The sequence below is a fragment of the Pasteurella dagmatis genome (assembly GCF_900186835.1).
Lineage (GTDB): Bacteria > Pseudomonadota > Gammaproteobacteria > Enterobacterales > Pasteurellaceae > Pasteurella > Pasteurella dagmatis.
On record NZ_LT906448.1, the window covers coordinates 1,667,025 to 1,691,747 of the forward strand.

General features: G+C 36.5%; 27 protein-coding genes. 14 read left to right on the plus strand and 13 right to left on the minus strand.

Annotated features, from left to right (window positions below; translation table 11 throughout):
• Nucleotides 1–13: 13 nt before the first annotated feature.
• The 12 genes from CKV78_RS07535 to CKV78_RS07590 are packed head-to-tail and all read left to right on the plus strand — an operon-like array spanning nucleotide 14 to nucleotide 9,290.
• On the plus strand, nucleotides 14–730 hold the full coding sequence (locus tag CKV78_RS07535; RefSeq protein ID WP_005763520.1) for a beta-ketoacyl synthase chain length factor: 717 nt from the start codon (nucleotides 14–16) through the stop codon (nucleotides 728–730).
• Nucleotides 709–1,524: a lysophospholipid acyltransferase family protein gene (locus CKV78_RS07540; protein ID WP_005763523.1), complete on the plus strand. Its 816-nt coding sequence runs from the start codon at nucleotides 709–711 to the stop codon at nucleotides 1,522–1,524. Before CKV78_RS07535 ends, CKV78_RS07540 begins: the two co-directional genes overlap by 22 nt.
• Nucleotides 1,512–1,772 carry a phosphopantetheine-binding protein gene (locus tag CKV78_RS07545; protein ID WP_005763525.1) on the plus strand — a complete coding sequence of 87 codons (261 nt, stop codon included), beginning with the start codon at nucleotides 1,512–1,514 and terminating at the stop codon, nucleotides 1,770–1,772. The genes CKV78_RS07540 and CKV78_RS07545 overlap by 13 nt, the downstream gene beginning before the upstream one ends.
• A 1-nt stretch (nucleotide 1,773) precedes the next feature.
• Nucleotides 1,774–2,025 carry an acyl carrier protein gene (locus CKV78_RS07550; protein WP_005763527.1) on the plus strand — a complete coding sequence of 84 codons (252 nt, stop codon included), beginning with the start codon at nucleotides 1,774–1,776 and terminating at the stop codon, nucleotides 2,023–2,025.
• Complete coding sequence (locus CKV78_RS07555) at nucleotides 2,026–2,601, plus strand: COG4648 family protein (protein ID WP_005763529.1); 576 nt, start codon at nucleotides 2,026–2,028, stop codon at nucleotides 2,599–2,601.
• Nucleotides 2,576–3,985, plus strand: coding sequence for an AMP-binding protein (locus CKV78_RS07560; protein ID WP_005763531.1), 1,410 nt, complete (start codon nucleotides 2,576–2,578; stop codon nucleotides 3,983–3,985). The genes CKV78_RS07555 and CKV78_RS07560 overlap by 26 nt, the downstream gene beginning before the upstream one ends.
• The gene (locus CKV78_RS07565; RefSeq protein ID WP_005763534.1) at nucleotides 3,982–4,317 is read left to right on the plus strand and encodes an ApeI family dehydratase; all 336 of its coding nucleotides are present in this window, start codon (nucleotides 3,982–3,984) and stop codon (nucleotides 4,315–4,317) included. The genes CKV78_RS07560 and CKV78_RS07565 overlap by 4 nt, the downstream gene beginning before the upstream one ends.
• Entirely contained in the window at nucleotides 4,314–5,057 is a 744-nt protein-coding gene (locus CKV78_RS07570; protein ID WP_081442237.1) for a glycosyltransferase family 2 protein, read from the plus strand. The genes CKV78_RS07565 and CKV78_RS07570 overlap by 4 nt, the downstream gene beginning before the upstream one ends.
• Nucleotides 5,050–5,991 (plus strand): hypothetical protein, encoded by a 942-nt coding sequence (locus CKV78_RS07575; RefSeq protein WP_005763537.1) that lies wholly within the window; start codon nucleotides 5,050–5,052, stop codon nucleotides 5,989–5,991. The genes CKV78_RS07570 and CKV78_RS07575 overlap by 8 nt, the downstream gene beginning before the upstream one ends.
• Nucleotides 5,992–6,441: an acyl-CoA thioesterase gene (locus CKV78_RS07580; RefSeq protein ID WP_005763540.1), complete on the plus strand. Its 450-nt coding sequence runs from the start codon at nucleotides 5,992–5,994 to the stop codon at nucleotides 6,439–6,441.
• Complete coding sequence (locus tag CKV78_RS07585) at nucleotides 6,431–7,051, plus strand: outer membrane lipoprotein carrier protein LolA (RefSeq protein WP_005763542.1); 621 nt, start codon at nucleotides 6,431–6,433, stop codon at nucleotides 7,049–7,051. Before CKV78_RS07580 ends, CKV78_RS07585 begins: the two co-directional genes overlap by 11 nt.
• A 31-nt stretch (nucleotides 7,052–7,082) precedes the next feature.
• A complete protein-coding gene (locus CKV78_RS07590) occupies nucleotides 7,083–9,290 on the plus strand; it encodes an MMPL family transporter (protein WP_032855385.1) in 2,208 nt (735 codons plus the stop codon).
• Nucleotides 9,291–9,356: 66 nt separating this feature from the next.
• Here the strand turns inward: CKV78_RS07590 and mnmA are convergent, their stop codons facing one another.
• From mnmA to CKV78_RS07645, 11 genes are all read right to left on the minus strand, one after another.
• Nucleotides 9,357–10,508 (minus strand): tRNA 2-thiouridine(34) synthase MnmA, encoded by a 1,152-nt coding sequence (mnmA, locus tag CKV78_RS07595; protein ID WP_005763546.1) that lies wholly within the window; start codon nucleotides 10,506–10,508, stop codon nucleotides 9,357–9,359.
• A gap of 120 nt (nucleotides 10,509–10,628) precedes the next feature.
• Nucleotides 10,629–10,883: a (Na+)-NQR maturation NqrM gene (nqrM, locus tag CKV78_RS07600; protein ID WP_032855388.1), complete on the minus strand. Its 255-nt coding sequence runs from the start codon at nucleotides 10,881–10,883 to the stop codon at nucleotides 10,629–10,631.
• A gap of 11 nt (nucleotides 10,884–10,894) precedes the next feature.
• The gene (locus CKV78_RS07605) at nucleotides 10,895–11,908 is read right to left on the minus strand and encodes an FAD:protein FMN transferase (RefSeq protein WP_126374318.1); all 1,014 of its coding nucleotides are present in this window, start codon (nucleotides 11,906–11,908) and stop codon (nucleotides 10,895–10,897) included.
• A 213-nt stretch (nucleotides 11,909–12,121) separates the two neighbouring features.
• Nucleotides 12,122–13,345 (minus strand): NADH:ubiquinone reductase (Na(+)-transporting) subunit F, encoded by a 1,224-nt coding sequence (nqrF, locus tag CKV78_RS07610; RefSeq protein WP_005763551.1) that lies wholly within the window; start codon nucleotides 13,343–13,345, stop codon nucleotides 12,122–12,124.
• 15 nt (nucleotides 13,346–13,360) lie between these two features.
• On the minus strand, nucleotides 13,361–13,957 hold the full coding sequence (nqrE, locus tag CKV78_RS07615; RefSeq protein ID WP_005763552.1) for an NADH:ubiquinone reductase (Na(+)-transporting) subunit E: 597 nt from the start codon (nucleotides 13,955–13,957) through the stop codon (nucleotides 13,361–13,363).
• A gap of 3 nt (nucleotides 13,958–13,960) precedes the next feature.
• Nucleotides 13,961–14,587: an NADH:ubiquinone reductase (Na(+)-transporting) subunit D gene (locus CKV78_RS07620; RefSeq protein WP_005763554.1), complete on the minus strand. Its 627-nt coding sequence runs from the start codon at nucleotides 14,585–14,587 to the stop codon at nucleotides 13,961–13,963.
• On the minus strand, nucleotides 14,580–15,362 hold the full coding sequence (locus CKV78_RS07625; protein WP_005763556.1) for a Na(+)-translocating NADH-quinone reductase subunit C: 783 nt from the start codon (nucleotides 15,360–15,362) through the stop codon (nucleotides 14,580–14,582). Before CKV78_RS07625 ends, CKV78_RS07620 begins: the two co-directional genes overlap by 8 nt.
• Nucleotides 15,355–16,587: an NADH:ubiquinone reductase (Na(+)-transporting) subunit B gene (locus CKV78_RS07630; protein ID WP_005763558.1), complete on the minus strand. Its 1,233-nt coding sequence runs from the start codon at nucleotides 16,585–16,587 to the stop codon at nucleotides 15,355–15,357. The genes CKV78_RS07625 and CKV78_RS07630 overlap by 8 nt, the downstream gene beginning before the upstream one ends.
• Nucleotides 16,588–16,589: 2 nt before the next feature.
• Nucleotides 16,590–17,930 (minus strand): Na(+)-translocating NADH-quinone reductase subunit A, encoded by a 1,341-nt coding sequence (locus tag CKV78_RS07635; RefSeq protein WP_005763561.1) that lies wholly within the window; start codon nucleotides 17,928–17,930, stop codon nucleotides 16,590–16,592.
• 511 nt (nucleotides 17,931–18,441) lie between these two features.
• Nucleotides 18,442–19,470 carry an ABC transporter permease gene (locus tag CKV78_RS07640; protein ID WP_032855393.1) on the minus strand — a complete coding sequence of 343 codons (1,029 nt, stop codon included), beginning with the start codon at nucleotides 19,468–19,470 and terminating at the stop codon, nucleotides 18,442–18,444.
• Between the two features lie 7 nt (nucleotides 19,471–19,477).
• On the minus strand, nucleotides 19,478–20,977 hold the full coding sequence (locus CKV78_RS07645) for a sugar ABC transporter ATP-binding protein (protein WP_005763564.1): 1,500 nt from the start codon (nucleotides 20,975–20,977) through the stop codon (nucleotides 19,478–19,480).
• A gap of 140 nt (nucleotides 20,978–21,117) precedes the next feature.
• Here CKV78_RS07645 and CKV78_RS07650 point away from each other — a divergent pair, with 140 nt between their 5' ends.
• A complete protein-coding gene (locus tag CKV78_RS07650) occupies nucleotides 21,118–22,059 on the plus strand; it encodes a sugar ABC transporter substrate-binding protein (protein ID WP_005763566.1) in 942 nt (313 codons plus the stop codon).
• A gap of 74 nt (nucleotides 22,060–22,133) precedes the next feature.
• Here the strand turns inward: CKV78_RS07650 and CKV78_RS07655 are convergent, their stop codons facing one another.
• Nucleotides 22,134–22,445, minus strand: coding sequence for a BolA family protein (locus CKV78_RS07655; protein WP_005763568.1), 312 nt, complete (start codon nucleotides 22,443–22,445; stop codon nucleotides 22,134–22,136).
• A 134-nt stretch (nucleotides 22,446–22,579) separates the two neighbouring features.
• On the opposite strand from CKV78_RS07655, the gene CKV78_RS07660 reads away from it, so the two are divergent.
• Nucleotides 22,580–23,170 carry a YajG family lipoprotein gene (locus CKV78_RS07660; protein ID WP_005763570.1) on the plus strand — a complete coding sequence of 197 codons (591 nt, stop codon included), beginning with the start codon at nucleotides 22,580–22,582 and terminating at the stop codon, nucleotides 23,168–23,170.
• A gap of 59 nt (nucleotides 23,171–23,229) precedes the next feature.
• Here the strand turns inward: CKV78_RS07660 and CKV78_RS07665 are convergent, their stop codons facing one another.
• A complete protein-coding gene (locus CKV78_RS07665; protein WP_005763572.1) occupies nucleotides 23,230–24,723 on the minus strand; it encodes a disulfide bond formation protein B in 1,494 nt (497 codons plus the stop codon).

The window sequence follows — 24,723 nt, forward strand, 5'->3', positions numbered from 1 at the left end:
GTTTTGAATTCCTATGTTGACGTTTAATATCACAAAATTAAAAGCATACAGTGCCAACCTGACGGATGAGACACAATGGCAAACTTGGGCAAATCAAGAATTTCGACCTCTTGAAGCAGGGATTAAATTTCCTACGCCATTAATTCCTATGATGCAAGCTCGCCGAATGGGGCTCGCTGATAAAATGGCAATTCAATTGGCGTTGGAATTGAACCAACAAGCAGAAATTGATTTTGTGGTATTTGCCAGCAGACACGGACAGCTTAACCGTACGCATAAACTTTTGACACATTTTTTCCAACAAGATGAAATGTCACCAACAGATTTTGCCACAGCTGTACACAACGCACCTGCTGGGCAATTTAGTATTCTAGCTAAACAAACTGCACCGATAAGCTCAATCGTAGCGGAAGAAAATACATTCTGTGCATCGATATTAGAAGCATTACTTGCCTTGGACAATGGTAAAAAATCAGTTTTAGTCGTTTTCTTTGATGATCAAATTCCTGATTTTTATAAAGATTATTTTCCCGAAAATGAAATATCTGAAGCATATGCGATAGGCTTATTGCTTACATCAGGCAATGAATGGAAACTTTCACTTAATAGCAGTGATAAGCAAGCAACAGAATGTCAACAAGGACTCGCATTCTTACGTGCTTATTTCCAACAAAAACGAGAATTTTCATTATATTACGAACAACAGCAATGGCAATTTTCACGCAACTAAATAAAGTTTGGCGACTTATTGGCACTGGTCTAGCGTTTGTTATTTTTGGACTAGGTGGACTAATTTTAGGTAACTTATGGTTTGCCTTATTACGCCTATTTTATAAAGCACCTGATATGCGTCGAAAAGCAAGTCAACGTAGTATCAGCTTTTGTTTCCGTGCATTTGTAAAAAGTCTCAAATTTTTAAAAATTATTGATTATAAAATTGAAGGTGCTGAAATTTTGCAACAAGATCAGGGCTGCTTACTTATTGCAAATCACCCTACAATTTTAGATTATGTATTAATTGGTTCAGTATTACCTGAAATGGATTGTGTAGTAAAAGAAGCCTTATTCCATAATCCATTTTGTCGTACTGTGGTACGTTGCGCGAGCTATATTCCAAATTCTGCCGAGCCAGAAAAATTATTGGAAGCCTGCAAAGAGCGGTTAAAAAATGGCGGAAAATTTCTGATTTTCCCTGAAGGCACAAGAACACCAATGCACGCCACTGAACTTAAATTACAGCGTGGTGCAGCAAATTTGGCAATACGTTGTGAAGTTCCAATGCGAGTGATCCATATTTGTTGTGAGCCGATTAGTTTAAATCGCAGTATGCCTTGGTATAAAGTACCCGAAATAAAATCCTTTTTTTATATAAAAGTACAACAATTAGAATCTATTACACCTTATCTTGAAGAGAGCATACCGCCCTCTAAAGCAGTAAGAAGGCTAAATAATCATTTAACACATATTTTAAAACCATCCGATGAAATGGTAGCGATCACAAGGAGCTTATCTTGCAAACATTAGAAAATGAAATCAAACAACTGATTATTGATTCTCTGAATTTAGAAGATCTTTCAATTGATGAGATTGAAACAGAAATGCCATTATTTAATGAGGGATTAGGATTAGATTCCATTGATGCCTTAGAGCTTGGATTGGCTATTAAAAATAAATTTAAAGTACAACTTAACGCTGAAAATGAAGAAGTACATCAGCATTTCTACTCGGTAAAAACATTAGCGGATTTTATTCGCTCACAATACGAGGTATAAAATGGATAAAAATGAAATTTTTGAACAAATTAAAGTCTATTTAGAAGAACTATTTGATATTGATCCAAGCACCGTTACCCTAGAATCACACATTGTTGATGATCTTGAGTTAGACAGTATTGATGCGGTTGATCTGATTGTACATTTACAAAATAAAATTAAAAAACGTGTTAGCCCTGAAAATTTCAAAAATGTAAGAACTATCGGGGATATTGTTGATGTAATTGAGCAATTATGGAATAAAGATCAATAAGTGAATAAATTAGCGAATTTATTGCTATCTATACTAATTGTTGCCTATCCATTTCTCATTTTTTTTAGCTTAGATAGGCTCCCTTTAAACGCAATTGTAACTTGCTTATTTGCTTTATTTATTTTGCGTTTATTATTTGTATTTAGAGCGAAAAAACAGATCAACTACCTAAAATATTTTGCTTTATTATCTGCAATACTTGGTTGTGTACTTTCATTATTTGCTTTAGTGTCACAAAGTGAAAACAGCTTACTATTTTATCCAGTTATAATGAATATTATTGCGTTTGTAATCTTTGGCTTTAGCTTACTGTATCCTCCAAGTATTATTGAACTGTTTGCTCGCTTAGTTAATAAAAACCTCCCTGATCAAGCTATAAATTATACACGAAATGTCACGATAACTTGGTGCATTTTCTTTATCATTAACGGAAGTATTGCATTTATTACTGTGCTTTCAAATGACCTTTCTCTATGGACTTGGTATAACGGATTAATTAGCTACATTTTAATGGGGATTCTCTTTATTATTGAATTTTGTATTCGCCAATATGTTAAACGAAAACTCACACACTAAGTTGAATACACAGCTCACTAAACAGTTTTTAGTAAGCCAAGATCAACTTGTTCCACTAAAACAAATGCTTTATCAAATGCGTAACAAAGATGATCTGATTTGTATCGGTGAAAAACGACTTTACACTTGGCAAGATTTAAAAAGCCATACGGCATTTTTGGTTCAGCAACTTGAATCTCATCCAGCAGAACAACAAATCGCACTGGTTTTTAAAAGTGGTTTTTTAATGTTATGTGGTTTATTCGCCGCATTACATTGCAAGCGTAAAATTGTGCTACCTTCATTACAAACAGTAGCTCATTTAAAAGATATTCGTGAGCATTTTTCTCTGCTCTGTACTGATGATGAAACGTTCCTCACTGCTCTAAACAACCCAGTCTGCCTATTTCAATGTGGTAATACAGCACCAATAGATAACCTTACAATGCCAAAGATTAATGATAATGAAGCAGAAATTTTACTCTTTACTTCTGGCAGTACGGGAAAACCAAAAATCATTGAAAAATACGTACACCTTTTTGATCGCCAAATTGCGGTTGAGTACAAACTGTTAAAAGAAAGAATTCAAGGATCAGTGATGTATTCAACTGTTAATCATAATCATCTACTTGGCTTAATGTACCGCTTATTACAACCTTTTGCCTTTAGAATGCCATTTTTTGAATACAGTTTAGTCATTCCAGAACAATTACAAAAAATTGATACCGATTATACACTTATTAGTAGCCCCGCATTCTTACGCTTTTTAGATCCAAACTTAGCTTATCCCCAAGCAAGAGTCATTTTTTCATCGGGAGGAAAGCTACCAACAAAGAGCGGTCAAAATGCACAAAATTTATTACAATGTGAAGTCATGGAATTCTACGGTTCAAGTGAAACGAGTGCAATTGCGTATCGTTCATTCCCACAGCAAAACTGGTTCTTACTTGAGGGTATCGAATTCAAACAACACGAAAAAGATGAATGTTTAATGATATCATCGCCATTCTTACTTTCATCAGAATGGTATAAATTAGAAGATAAAGTGCGGTTAAATTCTGATAGTTTTGAATTATTAGGACGCATCGATCGAGTCGCTAAAATAGGGGATAAACGCGTATCTCTCACACAAATAGAGTATTTGTGTTTAGAACTCTCAGAAATTGAAGAAGTCAAAGCCTTAGTAATTAGCGATGAAATTCGAGAAAGTGTTGGCATTGTCGCAGTCTTATCAGAACAATATCGCCATTTAACGAATAAAGAAGCACTGGCATTATTACGTCAGCATTTACGCTATCGTATAGAATTGATTGCATTGCCACGTAAAATTCGTTGTGTTGAATTTATGCCAATGAATGAACAAGGAAAATTAAATTTACAGCAACTAGGACGCCTATTTGAATGATCTTACCTGAATATCAATTACAAAAATGTACTGATCATGAACTTGAAGTGATCTGTTTTTTTCACTCGGACTATCCTTATTTTGAAGGACATTTTCCTAATTTACCTATTCTTGCTGGCGTTGTTCAGCTTGGTTTAGTGTACGAGTTTATTCAACAATATTGGCGACAAGATATACGTCTGAATCCGATTAAACAAGTAAAATATCAGAAATTACTTTTCCCTGAAAATACGTTAGTGTTACAGGTGAAAAAAGAAACTAACAAAAAGCGTATTACGTTTGAATATCGCTGTGGTGATACTACAATTAGCTCTGGAATTTTTAGCCTATGACAAATTATCGCCCTTGTGTTGTCATCCCTTGCTATAACCACTCTAAATTTATGCCGAAAGTGCTTGAGCAATTAGCAACATTTAATTTGCCTATTTTTGTATTAGATGACTGCTCGGATTCATATAATCAGCAACTGCTCGTACAACTACAACAACAATACCAATTTGAGTTGTATTCACACCCTGAAAATTTAGGTAAAGGTGCGGCAATTAAGACCGCACTTCATTGGGCTTCATTTAACGGTTACAGCCATATTTTACAAGTCGATGCTGATGGCCAGCACAATTTGTCAGATATTCCATTATTGCTTGAAAAAAGTAAACAGCAGCCTGATTCGCTTATTTCAGGTAAACCTATTTATGATGAATCAGTGCCGAAAATTCGCTATTACGGGCGTTATTTAACTCATTTTTGGGTGTGGCTAGAAACTTTATCTTTTAATATTCAAGACAGTTTATGCGGATTTCGGATTTACCCAGTCATGCCAACATTATCAATTATTCAGCACGTTTATACTGGTAACCGTATGCAATTTGATATTGAAATTATCGTGCAATATTATTGGCGAATGCAGAAAAAAGTAGCCTTTATTCCAACGAAGGTGATTTATCCTGAAGAAGGCGTGTCACACTTTGACCAACTGTGGGATAATGTACGTTTGACTAAAATGCACTTCCGCTTATTTCCACAATTTCTGTATCATATTCCATCACTATTAAAAAAGAAGAATAATGAATAAAAACCAACATTGGTCAGCAATGTCTGAAACAGGCACAAAACTTGGTATTCAAATTCTCCTCTTTATTTATATGCTGTTTGGGAGAAAGGGATTCCGTCTATTACTTCGCCCTGTGATCTTTTACTACTGGTTGTTTTCACGCAAACATCGACAAGCCTCAAAGCAATATTTACAGAAACTTAAAGCAACTTATCCTGTACTTGCTAATAATTCAAAACTCAATAGTTTCAATCACCTAACTTATTTCGCAGAAAGCCTTTTACATAAAATTATGGCTTGGAAAGGAAATATACAGTTGTCCGACTTGCATTTTCATTTGCCTCCACAATTGGCAGATAAGGGAGATTTACGTAGCGTAATGCTATTAGGTTCACACCTTGGCGATTTAGAATTATGTCGTGCATTAAGTACACAAATTCCAAATATAAAAGTGACCGCACTTGTGTTTACTAAGCACGCAATGCGTTTCAATGAAATTCTGAAAGAATATCAATCAACCCAGCAAGGTGAATTTGACTTATTACAAGTTGACGAAATTTCTCCGGCAACTTTGATTCTGTTACAACAACGTATTGAGCAAGGACATATTATTGTGATTGTGGGTGATCGCACTAGTATCCAAGGTCAAAGCCAAAATAACAGCTATCGTACAACATTTCTTGGTGAAAAAGCTGATTTTCCACAAGGACCTTATATTCTTGCGCATTTGTTAAAAGTCCCTGTGTATTTAATCTTTGCTCTACGTCACCCTACTGAAACCGGAAAATTTGATCTTTATTTAGAAAATTTTGCAGATCAAGTTCATCTTCCTCGTCGAGCAAGAGAAAATCATGGTGTGCAACCTTATGTGGAAAAATATGTCCAACGTTTGGAACATTATTGTCAACATTCACCGCTTGAGTGGTTTAATTTTTATGATTTTTGGCGGAAATAAATGAAACGAAATATTCCTGTACTCATTAGCCATCGCACTGATCTCAAACCTGCATTTCAAGATCTGGATATTATGAACGTTGTATGGCACGGGCGTTATTGGCAATTTATTGAAACCGCACGTAATGCGCTTTTTCAAAAAATCGGCTACGGCTATCCAGAAATGATTACGACGGGTTACCAATATCCAATTGTGCAAGCAGACATTAAATATATCCGCCCAATTACGTTGGAACAGGATTTTTATATTATTTCTGATTTGCTCGAATTTGAAAATCGCATCAAAATCAAATTCCGTTTTTACGACAATAAAACTGACCAACTGTTATGCGAAGCCTCAAGTACACAAGTGGCAATGGTAACAGGTGAACAACATCTGCAATTTGTCACGCCAGAATGTTGGCAAAGTAAAGTGCGGTCAATTTTAGAAGAGAATCCAAATGAAATTTAATTATAGAAAGGCATATCAGCCACTATTAGCACTATCAGCTTGTTTATTCCCCTTCTTTAGCAACGCAAGTCTCATGCAAATTCAACATAATTTAGCGATTTTTCCGCTATTTCAATGTGAATTTAGCCAAACTCGTCAGCTAAAAGAAATGAACCTGAATTTACAATCCAGTGGTGAGTTTATACTATCACAACAAAAAGGCGTTATTTGGCAACAAACGGCGCCTTTCCCACAAACCATAGTGATGACTGAAAAACAAATTTATCAATCCGTAATGGGGGCAGTACAAATCATTTCAGCCAAAGATCAACCACAATTATTTCATTTTACCCAACTAATGTCAGATATATTACAAGGCAATTGGCAGGCATTAGGTGATTATTTTGTTCTACAAAGCCAACCCGCTCAAGAATCAGAATGGCAAGTGCTGCTAACGCCGAAGAAATCGCCTTTCCAACAGATTTTTAACCAAATCACCTTAACGGGTGACAAAATCATTAAATCTGTTCTGATTCAAGATAAGCAAGGTGACAATACTCATTTACAATTCCAACATTGTAAAGCTTTAAAAACATTAACCGATGAACAAGAAAAACTTCTGGCACAATAACCTATTACGCGCTGTATTATGGGGTAGCATAATGCTATTTTCCACAATATGGCTAGTACTAAACTTTTCGCAGATTAAAATTGAAAATAATTTGACCGCACTTTTGCAAGGTCAAAGTAACGTACCACCACAAATTGAGCGACAACTAGCCAGCCAACTCAATCGTTCTATTATGTGGCTTGTTGGTGCAGACACGCTCTATGACGCCACACAAACAGCCAAAAAATTAGAATATGCACTGCTCAATTTACCTCAATTAGAGGCAATTGAAGCCCATCAGCCCAAACATCAATCCGATTGGCAAGAATATATTTTCTTACATCGCAGCCAATTACTGACTCCGGCTTTACAGCAGCAATTGGAACAGCCAGAAAGCTATTTTCAATATATATTATCTCAAATCTATTCGCCGATGAGTGGAATTTCAGCCAAAGAGTTGCAAAACGATCCGTTATTACTCACGCGTAATAAAGCACTGCACAACAAACAAAGTATTTTACAGTGGCAAGATGGCTGGCTTTATGCAAAATCAGAAGGGAAATATTATGTGCTAGTGCGTGCTATGCTGAAAGAGGAATATGACAATCTTGAGCAAAAAAGTGGTGTTGTACTTGCACTACAACAAATTCAGCAGCAACTCAAACAACAATATCCACAAATTGAAATTGACAGTCGAAGTTCCATTTACTTCAGTGATTATGCAAAGAAAAGTGTCGAAAAAGACATTAAAATGATTGGAATAGGATCAATAATTGGTATTTTATTATTGATGCTACTAACCTTCCGCAGTTTAGTTCCACTTGCGCTATTACTCTGCTCTCTTGCAACGGGCATTTTGTGGGGATTCTTCGCTATTTGGGCTATTTTTGGTGAAATTCATTTACTCACTATCGCACTCAGTACCAGCCTGATAGGCGTTTCAGCGGATTACAGTCTACATTTTTTAACCGAGAGATACTTCAATCAAAATAATGAAAAAGTTGACCGCACTTTGAGCAGACTTAGACCAACATTATTATTTGCCTTTATTACTACCGCAATGGCTTACGCAATCCTAGGCTTTGCACCATTAAGTATTTTAAAGCAAATGGCGGTTTATGCTATGTTTGGTCTAGCTGGGGCATTATTTACTATTTTTATACTCTATCCAGCTCTTACACAGAAAAACCAAAAACGCACTTTCATACATTGGGCAAAAATTGAAAGTTACATACGATTCTGGCAAAACGGACAAAAACTGCCTTGGCTGATTGGCACAGTTGCAATAAGTTGCTTTATATCATTAATTCATCTTAATGTGAGTGATGATGTACGTTTGCTACAAGCTCAACCTACACATTTACAAAAAATTGAGCAAAAATTTGACCGCATTTTGCAACAAAATAGTCAGTTATTGTACTTTATCGTCCAAAGCAATGATGAAAATGACTTGTTAGTACGTTTAGAAGCTCTCTCATCACATTTATCAAAAACAGAGAAAATTCAAACGATTATTTCAGTGAGTGACTATTTACCAAGTCTAGGCACACAGAAAAATAATCACCAATTAGTACAAAATGCCTTACAAAGGCTAACTCCGCATTTTGCACAAATGGGAGTATCAGCCAACAGTTATCCTTACTCCCCAATCACACTCAATGTTTTTTTGAAGTATCCGGTTTCACACAATTTACGTCCCTTTTTCTTTCAAGATGCAGAAAATTATTACACATTGATTCCCCTAACAAAATCAGATGATAAAGCCGCTCTCGAAATTGCAAATCAGTTAGAAGGAGTAAGTTATCACAATACAACACAAGATTGGTCAACTTTATTTGAACAAAGTCGTAACCATATTCTATTTATTTTATTGGGTAGTTTTATTGTGGCAGGAGCGATTCTTAGCTATCAATTTGGCTTACGAATAGCGCTCACAATGTTAAGTGTAATTGGTGTATCAATGCTAGTTGCTTTATCTTCACTGGTATTGACAGGGCAATATTTTAATTTATTCAGCGCATTAGCTTTAATTTTAATCTTGGGAATGGGATTAGATTATGGGATTTTCCTATTGAAAAGTCAGAAATTTATTTCCACATCCTTCATTGCTGTTATCTTATCAGCCCTCACAACACAGCTTTCCTTCGGCTTGCTGATGCTCAGTAGTACTACCGCACTGGTGAGCTTTGCTACTGTGCTATGTGTCGGTATCTCTTTTGCATTCTTACTTTCACCATTTGTTTTAAGAGCCAAACGATAACCAAGCAATAAAAAAGTGCAGTTAAAATTTTTGATTTTTTAACCGCACTTTTACGCTGTATTGAGTTTATTTGATTTGTGTTTCAATCACACCACCACCAAGGCAAACTTCGCCTTGATAGAATACGGCTGATTGCCCCGGTGTGACTGCGATTTGCGCTTCATCAAACACAACTCGAATTGTTTCATCATCGATCGGTTGGATTTCACAAGGGATATCTTCCTGACGATAACGTGTTTTGACTGTGCAACGCACAGGTTTACGAATCACTTTTCTATCGACCCAATGCAACTGGCTTGCAATCAGACCAGAAGAAAGCAATGCAGAATTATCGTGTCCCTGAGCGACTACTAACACATTATTAGCTAAGTCTTTTTCTACCACATAAAACGGATCTTCACTCATTCCTTTTACGCCACCAATACCTAAACCTTTGCGTTGACCCAAAGTGTGATACATCAGTCCATCGTGGCGTCCAACTACAACACCATCAACAGTTTTAATTTCACCAGGCTGTGCAGGCAAATAACGTGCGAGGAAATCTTTGAATTTTCGCTCTCCGATAAAACAAATGCCAGTTGAGTCTTTTTTCTTCGCTGTGATTAAGCCAAGATCTTCAGCAATAGCACGCACAATTGGCTTTTCAATTTCCCCTACAGGAAATAAACTTTGAGCCACTTGATCTTTGCTTAAAGTATATAAGAAATAACTTTGATCTTTGTTGTTGTCTAAGCCACGTAATAATTGGCACTCACCATCTTTTTCACTGCGACGTACATAATGCCCTGTTGCAATATAATCTGCCCCTAAGTCTTCAGCTGCGTATTCTAAAAAGGCTTTAAATTTAATTTCTTTGTTACATAAAATATCTGGATTTGGCGTGCGCCCTGCTTTGTATTCTTGCAAGAAATGTTCAAATACATTGTCCCAATACTCTGCTGCAAAATTAATTTTATGTAATTTAATACCTAGCTTATCGCATACAGCCTGTGCATCGGCTAAGTCTGCTGCTGCGGTACAATAATCTGTGTCATCATCTTCTTCCCAATTCTTCATAAATAAGCCTTCCACTTGATAGCCTTGTTGTTGAAGAATAAAAGCTGATACAGAAGAATCTACACCACCAGACATGCCACAAATCACTTTCTTTTTGCTATTTTCACTCAGTTGCGCGGTGCTTAACGGAGGGAAATGGATATCATAAGTTTTTGATTTCATATTTCTTTATCAATTTATATTGAGTTCATCACTATAGACTAATATGGGTTAAGGGCTTTGCACCTTACTTCTGATACAAAGCCCTTAATCCGAATTTTCATCAATATGTGATGAATAAAACTATTTTACTTCATAAAAGTGCGGTTCATTTTTTACAAATTTTTCATTGTACTCTTGTTGTGCTTCTTCATCACCCATTGCTAATTTAGCTTTGAGGTTATCACAAGGCTCTTCACAATCACAAACCTTTTTCAAACCTAATGAAGAAATACCACCACAACTACCTGCAATCGTTTTTTTCTTAAATATATAACCAATTGCCATTCCTGCAATGACTAATAAGAAAATCCCAAATGTAATTAAAAAAAGCCCCATATTATCTCCTATCACTTATCATTAATCAGTTTTTCAAATGCGGAAGACATTCTCGCTTCAAAACCATTATCTGTTTTCACAATCAAATACACTCGTAAATTGTATTTTTCTGCCACTTCTAATGCTTTTTCTTCCCCTAATACATAGAGCCCAGTGGCTAAACCATCTGCTGTCATTGCGGAGTCTGTGATAACTGTAATAGAAGCTAAACGATGTTTAATTGGATAACCTGTTTTCGGATCGATCTCGTGCGAAAAACGTTCACCATTCTCTTCAAAATAATTACGATAATTACCTGAAGTCGCCATTGCCATATCTTTTAAACTAACAATTTGTGAAATCGCACGTGAACCATCAAATGTTGGTTTTTCAATTGCGATTTGCCACGCTTTACCATCAAGCTTTTTGCCTTTGGTACGTACTTCACCACCAATTTCTACCAAATAGTTTTTTGCTCCAATACTTTCCACATACTGTGCAACTTTATCTACGCCAAATCCTTTTGCTATTGAAGATAAATCAATGTAAAGCTGTGGAATTGTCTTTTGTAATAGGTACTTATTATTAATGTGGTATAACTTCATTTTATCAATACCTATCCATTGTTTAACTTTTTGTACCTTATCATCCATACTTTCATTAGTCTTTCTTTTCTCTGGGCCAAATCCCCATAAATTGACAATTGGACCGACAGTGACATCAAGCGCCCCCTCTGTAATAGCATTCAGGCGGATGGATTCTTGTAGCACAATACCTAAATCATTTGAGATCTCAATTGGAGCTTCTGTCCTTGTGCTTTGGTTAAACATACTCAGCTCTGAAGTTGCAATGTAAGTAGACATTTTGTTATTCACATCACGTAGCAACAATTCAATTTTTTCGTGCACATCCTTTGAACGTTGTTTTATTTGAGCATCATCAATATATTTAACACTATAAGTTGTCCCCATTGTTTTTCCCTGTAATATCACAACTTCAGGTGCTTTATTACAGCCAATGAGTAAAATACTCATACTTAACAACATAAAACGCGACAAAATTTGCTTTAATTTCACGATTCATTCCTTTCTTCAAAAGTTTGAAAATTTGAATTTTCTTCTCACTGTCTTATGTCACAAAAGCCAAATTTTCAAATTTTCTTAAGGGAAATGCGGTCGATATTACAATATATTGTAAAATTCAACCGCACTTTAATTTTTTATGACAACATTTCAGTTGTCAGTATTATCAGATGAAAATCAACCACCAAAGTCATCTAATAGAATGTTTTCATCTTCAACACCAAGATCTTTTAACATCTTAATTACCGATGCATTCATAATTGGCGGTCCACACATATAATATTCACAATCTTCTGGCGCCTCATGATTTTTCAAGTAGTTTTCATAAAGCACATTATGAATAAAGCCTGTATAGCCATCCCAGTTATCATCTGGTAGTGGATCTGAAAGTGCTACATGCCATACGAAATTATCATTTTCTGCTTGTAACGTATCAAAATCTTCCACATAGAACATTTCACGCTTAGAACGAGCACCATACCAGAATGACATTTTACGTTTTGATTTCAAGCGTTTTAATTGGTCAAAGATATGCGAACGCATTGGCGCCATACCAGCACCACCACCGATAAATACCATTTCTGCATCTGTTTCTTTAGCAAAGAATTCACCGAATGGACCAGAAATAGTCACTTTATCACCCGCTTTTAATGACCAAATATAAGATGACATTTGACCTGGAGGGGCATCAGGGTTATTTGGTGGAGGTGTTGCAATACGCACATTAAGCATAATGATGCCTTTCTCTTCAGGATATGAAGCCATTGAGTATGCTCGGATAATATGCTCATCGACTTTAGACACATAACGCCATAAGTTATATTTATCCCAATCTTCATGATATTCTTCTGGAATATCAAAATCTTTATAGTTAACCACATGTGGATCAGCTTCGATTTGGATATAACCACCTGCGCGGAATGGTACTTCTTCACCTTCAGGAATTGCTAATTTAAGTTCTTTGATGAAAGTCGCCTTGTTATCATTAGAGATAACTGTACATTCCCATTTTTTCACACCAAATACTTCTTCTGGCAATTCAACCTTCATGCTGTTTTTCACATTTACTTGGCAAGAAAGGCGATAACCTTCTTTTGCTTCACGTTTTGAAATATGTGAAAGTTCAGTCGGGAGAATGTCACCACCACCTTCTGTCACTTTAACTAAACATTGGCCACAAGAACCACCGCCACCACAAGCTGAAGACACGAAGATACCTTTACTTGCTAAGGCACCTAATAATTTTCCACCTGCAGGCAAATGAATTGCTTTGCTAGGATCGTCGTTAATTTCAATTGTAATGTCACCTGAGTTCACTAATTTTGATTTAGCAAATAAAATAATCACTGCTAAAGCCAAAACAATAACGGTGAACATTGCAATACCAAGAGTAATTTCCATTCTGTATCCCCTTTCTTACAACTGAATACCTGAGAATGACATAAACCCAAGTGCCATTAAGCCAACAGTGATAAAAGTAATACCTAAACCACGTAAACCTGCTGGTACGTCAGAATATTTCATTTTTTCAGTAATTCCTGCAAGTGCAACAATTGCTAACATCCATCCAGTGCCGGCACCTAAACCATAAACAACAGATTCTGCGAAGTTATAATCACGCTGAACCATAAATGATACACCACCGAAAATCGCACAGTTCACAGTAATAAGTGGTAAGAAGATCCCTAATGCGTTATAAAGCGCAGGGAAATACTTATCAAGCACCATTTCAAGAATTTGAACTAATGCAGCAATCACACCGATAAAAGTAATGAAGTTTAAGAAGCTTAAATCAATACCTTGTACCAATGCGCTGTCTTTTAAAATATAGGTATAAACCAATTGGTTTACTGGTACGGCAATACCTAATACCACGATAACCGCAATCCCCAAACCAAATGAAGTCGACACTTTTTTCGATACAGCAAGGAATGTACACATCCCTAAGAAGAAAGAAAGTGCCATATTTTCGATAAAGACAGATTTAATGAAAAGACTAATATAATGTTCCATAGACTATTTCTCCACCTGCTCTGGTTTTAAGGTACGGATACCCCAAATAATAAAACCTATAATAAAGAATGCACTTGGTGCAAGTAGGAATAAACCATTAGTTTGATACCAACCACCATCTTGGATAGTTTGGAAAACAGTCATACCAAATAATTTTCCTGAACCAATCAATTCGCGGATAAATGCAACCGAAATTAAGATTGCGCCATAACCTAAGCCATTACCAATGCCATCCACAAAACTTTCCACTGGTTCTGATTTCATTGCGAAAGCTTCTGCACGTCCCATTACGATACAGTTTGTAATAATCAAACCCACGAAAACAGAAAGCTGTTTTGATAAACCGTATGCATAAGCACGTAGGATTTGGTCAACTAAAATTACCAAGGAAGCAATAATCGCCATTTGCACGATAATACGCACGCTATTTGGAATATAGTTACGAATCAATGAAATAAATAAGTTAGAGAAAGCTGTTACGAAGGTCACTGCTAAGGTCATTACAACCGCAGTTTCTAACTTTGTGGTCACCGCTAAAGCAGAACAAATACCTAAGATCTGCAATGCGATTGGGTTGTTGTCCATAATTGGAGATAACAACAAGCCTTTTAACTTTTTAGTATCAGCCATTGTTCAACACTCCTGCTTTAAGTTTTGCTAAGAAAGGACCGAAACCTTTTTGACCTAACCAGAACTTGAATGAATTATTCACACCGTTACTCGTTAATGTCGAACCTGAAATTGCATCAATACCGTGTTCAGCATTTGCTGATGCCCCTTTACCTACGAATAAACCAATTTGGTTATCCGCTGTGTAAAGTTTTTTACCTGGGAATTGTGCTTGCCATTTCGGGTTTTCAATTTCACCACCCAACCCTGGGGTTTCACCTTGATCGTAGTAAGTAATACCATTTACAGTGTTACCATCTGGTTGAACTGACATAAATCCGTACATTACAGACCATAAACCAGTACCATAGAATGGTAAAACAACTTGAGTTACATTACCTGTATCATCTTTCACTAAATACACTTCAGCAAAATTTGCACGAACACGAATATTCGCAACATCGTCTTCTACTGAAAGTTTTGTGCTCTGCGCAGGATCTTTTACTGCTTTCGCCGCATCAAACCCTGGTTGAGCTGGTGCAAAATCACCTGTATTTAGATCAACTAAGCGTGCTTCAATATTTTTTGCGTAGATCGTTTTGATTTCACTTGCTTTAGTACCATCTTTTAGTAAACCAGCAACACTTAAAATATTTTTTTGCTTATCTAATTCTTTTTGTTCAATTTGAGTCGGTTTTAGTAATACCGCAGAACCAGCCACGATAATAGAACAAACTAAACTCAATAACACAATGACGAGAAGTGTTCCGCCAACGCTATCTTTATTCTTAAACATTGCGAGCTCTCCGACGTTTAATATTGGCTTGAACCACTAAGTAATCAAATACTGGTGCAAACAAGTTAGCAAATAAGATCGCTAACATCATACCTTCTGGGTATGCTGGGTTAACTACGCGAATCAACACTGCCATTGCACCAATTAAAATACCGTACCACCACTTACCTTTGTTAGTGAACGCTGCTGAAACTGGATCTGTTGCCATAAAGAACATACCAAGTGCGAAACCACCCAGCACTAAATGCCAATACCAAGGCATTGCAAATAATGGGTTTGTATCAGAACCAACAAAATTAAAGAGTGTTGATACTGCTACCATACCGATCATAACACCAGCGATGATACGCCAAGATGCAATACGTGCGAATACAATCACAGCTGCACCAATTAATAATGCAAGTGTTGAAACTTCACCAATAGAACCTGGGATGTTACCAATGAATGCGTCCATCCAAGTAATTGGCTGACCAGTAACTACGTGTTTTAAGCCTGCTTCGCCACCTACTGCCCATTGTGAAAGTGCTGTTGCACCAGAGAAGCCATCTGCTGCAACCCAGACTGTGTCACCTGAAATTTGAGCTGGGTAAGCAAAGAACAAGAATGCACGTGCAGCTAAGGCTGGGTTCATAAAGTTTTTGCCCACACCGCCAAAGATTTCTTTTGCAACAACAACACCGAAAGTAGTTGCTAATGCTGCTTGCCATAACGGTAATGTTGGCGGCACGATCAAAGCTAAAAGAATCGAAGTTACGAAGAAACCTTCATTGATCTCGTGCTTACGTACCATTGCGAATAATACTTCCCAGAAGCCACCCACTAAGAATACAGTTAAGTAAATTGGCAAGAAGTATGTTGCGCCTAACAACATTTTGCTCACCCAACCAGCTGATGCTGTTAAATCTGCACCTAATGCGCTACTTAAGGCATATTGCCAGTTATTTGCGATTGATTGTTGTAATGTACCTAATGCATCTGTCGCTAAAATTGCTTGTGCGCCAACGTTATACATTCCATAGAACATCGCAGGGAACAATGCAAGCCATACTAGCACCATCATACGTTTTGAATCTAACGCATCACGCACGTGAGAAGCTTTATGCGTTACTGTACCTGGCGTATATAAAAAAGTTGCAGTTGCTTCAAACAATGCATACCATTTTTCATATTTACCACCAGGTAAAAACGCAGGTTCAATTTTCTCTAAAAAATGTTTTAAACCCATTTTTAACCTTCCTTCTCGATCTTATCTAAAGCTTGACGTAAGAATGCACCGTATTCATTTTTACCAGGGCAAACGAAAGTACAAAGTGCTAAATCTTCTTCATCTAGCTCTAAACAGCCTAATGCTTGAGCAGAATCTGTATCACCAGATGCTAAGTCACGTAACAATAATGTTGGAATAATATCCAATGGCATTACACGCTCATAAGCACCAATGGGTACCATTGCACGCTCACCACCATTAAGTGCGGTTGTAAAATTAAATAATTTCTTAGAGAAGTGACCCAATACTGTACGAGAAATTGAGAATTTATTTGCACCAGGCATAATCCAGCCAAGAAACTCTTTCTCACGACCTTCCAAAATCACTGACACTTGTAATGCATAACGACCTAAATAATCTACTGGTCCAAATGCTTTCGCACCACTTAAAACTGAACCTGAAATCACACGGTTCTCACCATCTTTCAATTCGTTTGCAGTTAATTGGGATAAGTTAGCCCCCAAGACTGTACGTACTAACGCTGGATTTTTCACTTGAGGACCTGCTAACGCAACCACTCGAGACACATTTAATTCACCTGTTGTGAATAATTTACCCATCGCAATCACATCTTGGTAATTCACATACCAAACGAATTTTGTTGCACTTACCGGATCAATGAAGTGAATGTGTGTACCACTTAAACCTGCAGGGTGTGGACCAGCAAATTCTTTCACTTCCACATTTGCAAGACTTACTGTTGGCACGGTCGCACCTGCAGCCTTACAAAGATACACTTTACCTTCGTGTAAACGACTTAATACTGTTAAACCGTTTAGGAAATCTTCCTCATTCGCTTGTAAAACCACTTGAGGATCAGCCGCTAATGGATTGGTATCCATTGCATTCACGAAAATTGATGCAGGCGCCGCATCAACTGCTGGTACTTTACTGAAAGGGCGTGTACGAAGTGCGGTCCATAATCCTGAAGTTTGTAAATTTTGACGAACTTGCTCTGAAGTAAGCTGTGTTAATTGATCCGCTGAATATTTTTCAAAAGTGATTTGATCATCACCCTCAACTTTAATTACAACAGATTGTAAAACACGCTTAGCACCACGGTTAATCGCAGTTACAGTACCACTTGCAGGTGCAGTAAACATCACGCCAGGGTTCTTTTTATCTTCAAAAAGAACCTGACCTTTCTTCACGACATCACCTTCGCGAACCTTCATTGAAGGACGCATTCCCACATACTCTTCACCAAGCAAAGCAACTTCGGTGATAGCATTGCCATCACGGATTACCTGCTCCGGCTTCCCTGCAATAGGAAGATCCAAGCCTTTTTTAATCGTAATCATATTGTTTGCACTACTTTTAGTCAGATTAAAAATATAGCTACAGTCTAAATAACTGTAACCTCGTCTTGAGTAATGATTTCAGCAAGCACCTGCAAATAGCTTAAAAGCGACCACAAGCTCTCGCTTAATTTCACATAAATTAAAACTCAAATTCTGTTGTCGTTTCTATTTTGAACATCACTAGTTACATTGAAATTGTTCAAAATACAAACGTTAAAATTTTGCTAAAATAAAACGCTTTATTTTAACTAAATAATAACGTTCGTGCCACTTTCCCAAGTTTTTTTTCTTAAATTTTAGTTAAAAAAAATGATTTTTTTGAAGAAGGTCAAATTTTACGCAAATAAGAAAACTCAAGGTTACTCATAAAGTGTTATAAAATACCCACCTAATTCGTGACCATTTTTTATTCATTTATAAAATAAGTATTACACCTATATCGAAAGGTAAATAAGAAAGGAAAAATACGACCTAGCTAAGCTTCAAGGTTAACTAGGTAACATAGCTATGACTATTCTCTAAAAAACAAACGTTTCAAACGCTGAGTAGACACTTCTCCACGACGCAGTTGATCCAAAAAAACCGCTAAAATAATCACTAAACCAATGATTAAACGCTGTAAATAAGATGTTACATTTAACAAAGTCAGCCCATTTTGTAGCACCCCCATAATTAATGCGCCGATTGAAGTGCTAATTACTGATCCAACACCACCAATTAAGCTTGTACCACCAATCACTGTAGCTGCAATTGCATCTAGTTCGTAACCATTACCTGCAATAGGCTGCGCTGCATTTAATCGTCCCACTAAAATAACAGCACCAACTGCAGCCAATGCTCCGTTAATCACGTAAGCTTTAATTTCCAGTTTTTCAACATTAATACCAGATAAACGCACTGCCTCACGGTTACCACCTAAGGCATAAATTTGTCTTCCAAACATAGTCTGAGTCAATACATAAAAACTCACTAAAACAACAATTGCAGCAATAATAACAGGAACTGGGATAGCAAAAGTTTCAGTTAAAGAGATTCGCCCATTTCCTAAAAAACGTAGCATATCTGGAAAATTATAAATAGTTTTTCCATCTGAAATAGTTAATGCTAATCCTCTAGCAATCCCCATCATTCCTAATGTAGTAATAAAAGGAGTAACTTTACCATAAACAATCACTAAACCATTCACATAACCACAAAGCACACCTACAAAAATAGCACCTAATACAGCAGCAATGACGACTAACAGCACTGCAAGACTTGAGGGAGTTTCACCTAACCAATTCATTCCCCAATGAGTAAATACTCCTAAACATACCGCACTTAACGCAACAATAGAACCGACAGATAAATCAATCCCCCCTGTTAAAATCACATAAGTCATCCCTACGGAAATCACGCAAATGATAGACACCTGTAATAAAATATTCATAATGTTATTGGCAGATAGAAACACATCTGAACTAAACGACATACCAATAATCATAAGTAGCAAAATGATGCCGATTCCTAATTTTGAAAAGACTTTTCTTAAACTTGTCATAGCCCACCTACTCATCTACACCAATCATTAAACGCATTAAATTTTCTTCTGAAATCTCTGATTTATCGGTTACTTCTTTAACAATTGCACCTTGTCGCATCACAATCACTCTATCAGACATCGTAATCAACTCAGGTAAATCTGAAGAAACCATAACAATAGAACCACCCTTATTTGTGAATTCACGCATCAAATCATAAATTTCTGATTTTGCACCAACATCAATACCTCGTGTTGGTTCGTCGAAAAACAAAATCTTAACGCCACTTTCTAACCAACGCGCAATGATCACTTTTTGTTGGTTACCTCCTGAAAGTGTTTTAGTGATTTGCTCTTGATTTTGAGAAGCAATGCGTAATTTTTGCCGATTTTCTTCTGCCACTTTACTTTCCAACGCTTTATTTAAAACAAACCCATTCCAAAAACGTTTTAAAATTGGCAATGTGATATTCTCTCTAATGCTGAGTCCTAATACTAAACCCTGCTGTTTTCGATCTTCTGTGATGAAACCAATTTTATGTTGGACAGCATCTTCAGGAGAGCGAATTTGGACATGTTTTCCAAAAACGGAAATATTTCCCTGCGCATCATCAGCACCAAAAATTGCTCTTAATAGCTCTGTTCGTCCAGCACCAACCAAACCTGCGAAGCCAAGGATTTCCCCTTCATGTAAAACAAAAGAGGCTGGTTTCTTAATATGTTGATTAGTCAAATTCTTAATACGTAACACTTCTTTCACTGGCACATAATTACGTTGATACGCTGAAAAATTAATTTCACGCCCAACCATTAATCTCACAATTTCATCTGGCGATGTTTCACTATAAGCCATTGTGCCAGTCAATTGGCCATCTCTTAAAACAGTTACTTTATCCGCAATAAATTTAAATTCCTCAAGACGATGAGAGATATAAATCATTGCCACATTTTTTTCTTTTAACTGATGGATGATTTTAAAAAGAGTTTGAGTATTTTTTCTTGAGATTGAGGAGGTGGGTTCGTCAAAAATAATTACTTTATATTCACTAAAGACCGCTTTTGCAATTTCTACCATTTGCTGCTGAGCAATAGATAATTCGGCAACCTTAGCATCAGGATCAATGTCTAGCTCTAATTCATTAATAATTTGTTGCGTTTTTTGCCGCATAGCCGACCAATCCATTTTTCCACAATATTCCACCTGTTCATTTCCTAAAAAAATATTTTCTAGTACAGACAATTGTGGCACTAACATTAATTCTTGATGTATGAATCCAATACCTATCGCTTGTGCTTCTTTTACATTTTGTGGAGAATAAGGTTTTCCCTCAAAAAACATTTCTCCTTGTTCAAAAGAATAAATACCTGCAATAATCTTACATAGCGTTGATTTTCCAGCGCCATTTTCGCCCACTAAGCAATGAACTTCACCTGCATAAATATCCATATCTATATCTTTCAGAATAGGCACACCAAAAAAACTTTTATCAATATTTTTTAGCTTCAATATGCAATTTTTACGTTCCATAAAATAAATCCATACTTTATTCAGTTTCAATTGATAGCATAATTTAAACTGAGTACAAAAAATGTGAAAGAAGTCACGGTTTGAAAATTTTAATCTGTCTATACTGAAACTTCCTAATTCACTCTTAGAGGAGATAGATAATGGTGTCAACACTTTTCAAGAAAACGATAACTGCAACAGCATTACTCATCGCATTATCAAGTTCCGCATTGGCAGCTGAAAAGCCACAAATCGCGTTGCTAATGAAAACCCTAAGTAATGAATACTTTATCACTATGCGACAAGGTGCAGAAGAAAAAGCAAAAGAGGTCAATATTGATCTTATTGTGCAAGTCGCTGAAAAAGAGGACTCTACTGAACAGCTTGTAGGTCTAGTAGAAAACATGATTGCTAAGAAAGTAGATGGAATTATTGTTACTCCAAATGACTCTATTGCATTTATTCCTGCTTTTCAAAAAGCAGAAAAAGCAGGGATCCCAATTATTGATTTAGATGTACGCTTAGATGAAAAGGCGACTAAGAAAGCAGGACTCAAATTTAATTATGTTGGTGTCGATAACTTCCATGGTGGTTATCTCGCAGCAAAAAATCTGGCAGAAGCGTTAAATAATACGGGTGATGTCGCTATTTTAGAAGGCATTCCTGGTGTGGATAATGGTGAACAGCGCAAAGCAGGTGCGCTTAAAGCATTTGCAGAAGCAAAAGATATTAAAGTCGTTGCTTCGCAATCAGCTAACTGGGAAACTGAACAAGCCCTTAATGTGACAACGAATATTTTAACTGCTCATCCAAATATCAAAGGTATTTTCGCAGCGAATGATAATATGGCGATTGGCGCGGTTACTGCGATTGAAAATGCAGGCTTAGCAGGAAAAGTTCTCGTTGCAGGCTATGATGGTATTCCACTTGCGATTGACTATGTAAAACAAGGAAAAATGCAAAATACCATTGATCAACTACCTAAAAAACAAGTAGCTGTCGCTATTGAAAGTATTTTGAAAAAATTGAACAAACAAGAACTACCAGAGTTCTATTATGTTGATCCTGTTGTTGTTGATAAAGAAAAATCGAAAGAATACTAAGTAATCTAACGCAATTTTCTAAAAAGCAACCGCACTTTTAGCCATCTTAAAGTGCGGTTTTTATTGCATGACAACTATTGTCCAACACCAAGGCAATTAGGTGATTTAGGAAAAGTCTCATTTAATGCTTGCCATTCTGCTTTGTTATACAAGTGTAAAGCGAGAGCATGAATACCTTTTTGCAAGTCTTCAGCTAAAAATTGATATACTTTACGATGACGTGCAACTTTCGTTAACCCTTCAAAGCAATCACTGACTAAAACCACTTTAAAATGCGAATCAGCACCACGCCCTGAACTATGCATGTGACTTTCGTTTTCCACCTGTAAAAAGTGCGGTGCAAATGCTTGCGATAATCGCGTAGTAAGCTCAGCTTGTTTTGACATTTTGATTTCCTAAATATTTATTTAAAATCCAATGTTAAAGGCTATACATTCCACAGCAACTTTGCAAGAATAATGTGATGTTTCTTTTATCGGTGAATCGAAATATTCACCCCATTTATTTCATTGAGGACATTATGAAACAAATTAAACGTTTAGCATTCGGTGCATTAATCTCAAGTGCAATTTTACTCACTGCGTGCCAATCTCAACCAAATACTTTAACTTTTACCCCGCCACCACCAACAGCAGTAATGAATGTACACCAAAGTGCGGTCGTTTTTGTGAATGTTCGTGATATGCGTCCACAACAAGAAATCGCAAGTTATACGGCTGATGGCCAGTTAGTGAAATTAACAGCTTCGCCGAATGTAACGCAATTATTTCAACAAATACAACAACAAGACTTAGTCAGCAAAGGTTTCCGCATTGGACAAGCGCAAAACTCTAATGCATCTGTGACAGTGGACATCAACGCTTTCTATGCAAATGTAGAACAAGGTAGCCTACGCTATAACTTAGATAGCAAAGTGCAAGTGACTGTTCACGTACAAGGTGCAAAAGGTCAATTTAGTAAAAACATTAATGCTAACCGCTCTTACTCTGGCGCATTTTCAGCAAAAAATCCTGAAATCCAAAAAGTGCTAGGCGAAACATTTAATGAAGTGGTGAATTCGATCTATCGTGATCAAGAAATAGCAAATGCAATTAACCAAGTCGCACAATAAAAATTTTGATAGAAAAAAGCGTGATTAATATCACGCTTTTTTAATTGCTAAATCCGCAATTATTCACTCAATGAATATAAAATATTTTCGCCATTTTCGTAGCTTAGAATTTGCATTACACCATCTTTGAATGTAATACCTTGTGGATTCATAATTCCACTAAACTCATAAACTTGAGTGATTTGTTTGCTTACCGGATCTATTTTCAGTACTTGTGAGAATTGTTTACTCACCGCATATAATGCACCGTCATGCGCTGTGAGCCCCATAATATAGTAATCAGCTAACGCTTTTCCTTCTCTCAATGTCATTCCGTCTTTTACAGCAGGTATGAATTCTTCAGAAAGCAAATTATCTCTTTTATCAAAACGAGAAATAATCAGTTTTTTATGTTTCATACTTGGTACTGTTGCAGAATATACACTATTATTTTCAGGCAAGTATGCCATTGATAACACGTGATGCATTCTTGCTCTGACGGTGTTGTATGCACCTCGTGCAGTTACTGAATATTGATCTAGCCCTTCAATAAAACTTGGGAAATTTTGTTTTGCGGTACGAGTATCATCTTCTTTAAAGAAGACAAAGATCTTATTCCAACCTAAAACACCAAATTCAGTTTCACTAAAAAAGGCACTTCCAACAGGAACTCTACCATTTGCACCATTTAAGTGATCTAATACGGCAAAGCGTTTCACATTTTCTAATGCATTATCAAGTAAATATAGTCCCCATTTTTCTGTTGTCACGAGATATTTATCAGCACCATTAAATGCAATATCCGTTGCTGGAGCATTAAGTGGAACTTTAATTTTATCTTGTTTAATCACTGCAAGTTTATTAGTTGAAACTAATGGTGCCTGTGCAGAATCAAGAATAAATTGCTGAGTTGAAGGTTGGCTTGGTAGATCAGGTTGCTCTACATCCCAAGAGTTACGAAATCCAGTTGGGCGATTTAGGCGTTTCCAACTATCGGTTGTCCAATACCAATAATCAGGATTAAATGACAATCTTGTTGGATTACCAACCCCCATATTTGGTGGATAACCAGTACTAATAAATGCTTGCACAATATTACCTGCCACCACAACCATAAAGGCAACCATTGTGGTTTTTGTCAACTTGCTAAATGGTTTATAAGACTCACTCACAAAACTATAAACATTCTTAGTAAACAAAAATAATAATGCGGTAAAAACTAACACTACGCCCTGAATTACAATTGGCCAAGTATAAGTATGTGCACCTAAAATTTCAGCCCACCATCCTTGATGAATATCCCAAGCAAAGCTACCCGAGGAATGTCTGAAACCAGCAAACATCCCAAAAACACCAATAAATATAATCCACCCAACATATTTCGGTTTTGGCCCATATCTGACAATCATAAAAGCAAACATAACTGTACCAATCATCAACATTCGATGAGCCCAACAAAGGATACAAGGTGATTCTTTATCAATAAATCCTAAATAAAAAGAGGCGACACCTAGCACAATTGCGATAACTAGAGCAGATAAGCTCAATATGCTATTAAACACTTTTTCATTCAT

Coding starts and splice junctions, on each gene's coding strand:
- CKV78_RS07535 (WP_005763520.1), top strand. CDS start 14: ATGTTGACGTTTAATATCACAAAATTAAAAGCATACAGTGCCAACCTG.
- CKV78_RS07540 (WP_005763523.1), top strand. CDS start 709: ATGGCAATTTTCACGCAACTAAATAAAGTTTGGCGACTTATTGGCACT.
- CKV78_RS07550 (WP_005763527.1), top strand. CDS start 1,774: ATGGATAAAAATGAAATTTTTGAACAAATTAAAGTCTATTTAGAAGAA.
- CKV78_RS07560 (WP_005763531.1), top strand. CDS start 2,576: ATGTTAAACGAAAACTCACACACTAAGTTGAATACACAGCTCACTAAA.
- CKV78_RS07565 (WP_005763534.1), top strand. CDS start 3,982: ATGATCTTACCTGAATATCAATTACAAAAATGTACTGATCATGAACTT.
- CKV78_RS07570 (WP_081442237.1), top strand. CDS start 4,314: ATGACAAATTATCGCCCTTGTGTTGTCATCCCTTGCTATAACCACTCT.
- CKV78_RS07575 (WP_005763537.1), top strand. CDS start 5,050: ATGAATAAAAACCAACATTGGTCAGCAATGTCTGAAACAGGCACAAAA.
- CKV78_RS07580 (WP_005763540.1), top strand. CDS start 5,992: ATGAAACGAAATATTCCTGTACTCATTAGCCATCGCACTGATCTCAAA.
- CKV78_RS07585 (WP_005763542.1), top strand. CDS start 6,431: ATGAAATTTAATTATAGAAAGGCATATCAGCCACTATTAGCACTATCA.
- CKV78_RS07590 (WP_032855385.1), top strand. CDS start 7,083: ATGCTATTTTCCACAATATGGCTAGTACTAAACTTTTCGCAGATTAAA.
- mnmA (WP_005763546.1), bottom strand. CDS start 10,508: ATGAAATCAAAAACTTATGATATCCATTTCCCTCCGTTAAGCACCGCG.
- nqrM (WP_032855388.1), bottom strand. CDS start 10,883: ATGGGGCTTTTTTTAATTACATTTGGGATTTTCTTATTAGTCATTGCA.
- CKV78_RS07605 (WP_126374318.1), bottom strand. CDS start 11,908: ATGTTGTTAAGTATGAGTATTTTACTCATTGGCTGTAATAAAGCACCT.
- nqrF (WP_005763551.1), bottom strand. CDS start 13,345: ATGGAAATTACTCTTGGTATTGCAATGTTCACCGTTATTGTTTTGGCT.
- nqrE (WP_005763552.1), bottom strand. CDS start 13,957: ATGGAACATTATATTAGTCTTTTCATTAAATCTGTCTTTATCGAAAAT.
- CKV78_RS07620 (WP_005763554.1), bottom strand. CDS start 14,587: ATGGCTGATACTAAAAAGTTAAAAGGCTTGTTGTTATCTCCAATTATG.
- CKV78_RS07625 (WP_005763556.1), bottom strand. CDS start 15,362: ATGTTTAAGAATAAAGATAGCGTTGGCGGAACACTTCTCGTCATTGTG.
- CKV78_RS07630 (WP_005763558.1), bottom strand. CDS start 16,587: ATGGGTTTAAAACATTTTTTAGAGAAAATTGAACCTGCGTTTTTACCT.
- CKV78_RS07635 (WP_005763561.1), bottom strand. CDS start 17,930: ATGATTACGATTAAAAAAGGCTTGGATCTTCCTATTGCAGGGAAGCCG.
- CKV78_RS07640 (WP_032855393.1), bottom strand. CDS start 19,470: ATGACAAGTTTAAGAAAAGTCTTTTCAAAATTAGGAATCGGCATCATT.
- CKV78_RS07645 (WP_005763564.1), bottom strand. CDS start 20,977: ATGGAACGTAAAAATTGCATATTGAAGCTAAAAAATATTGATAAAAGT.
- CKV78_RS07650 (WP_005763566.1), top strand. CDS start 21,118: ATGGTGTCAACACTTTTCAAGAAAACGATAACTGCAACAGCATTACTC.
- CKV78_RS07655 (WP_005763568.1), bottom strand. CDS start 22,445: ATGTCAAAACAAGCTGAGCTTACTACGCGATTATCGCAAGCATTTGCA.
- CKV78_RS07660 (WP_005763570.1), top strand. CDS start 22,580: ATGAAACAAATTAAACGTTTAGCATTCGGTGCATTAATCTCAAGTGCA.
- CKV78_RS07665 (WP_005763572.1), bottom strand. CDS start 24,723: ATGAATGAAAAAGTGTTTAATAGCATATTGAGCTTATCTGCTCTAGTT.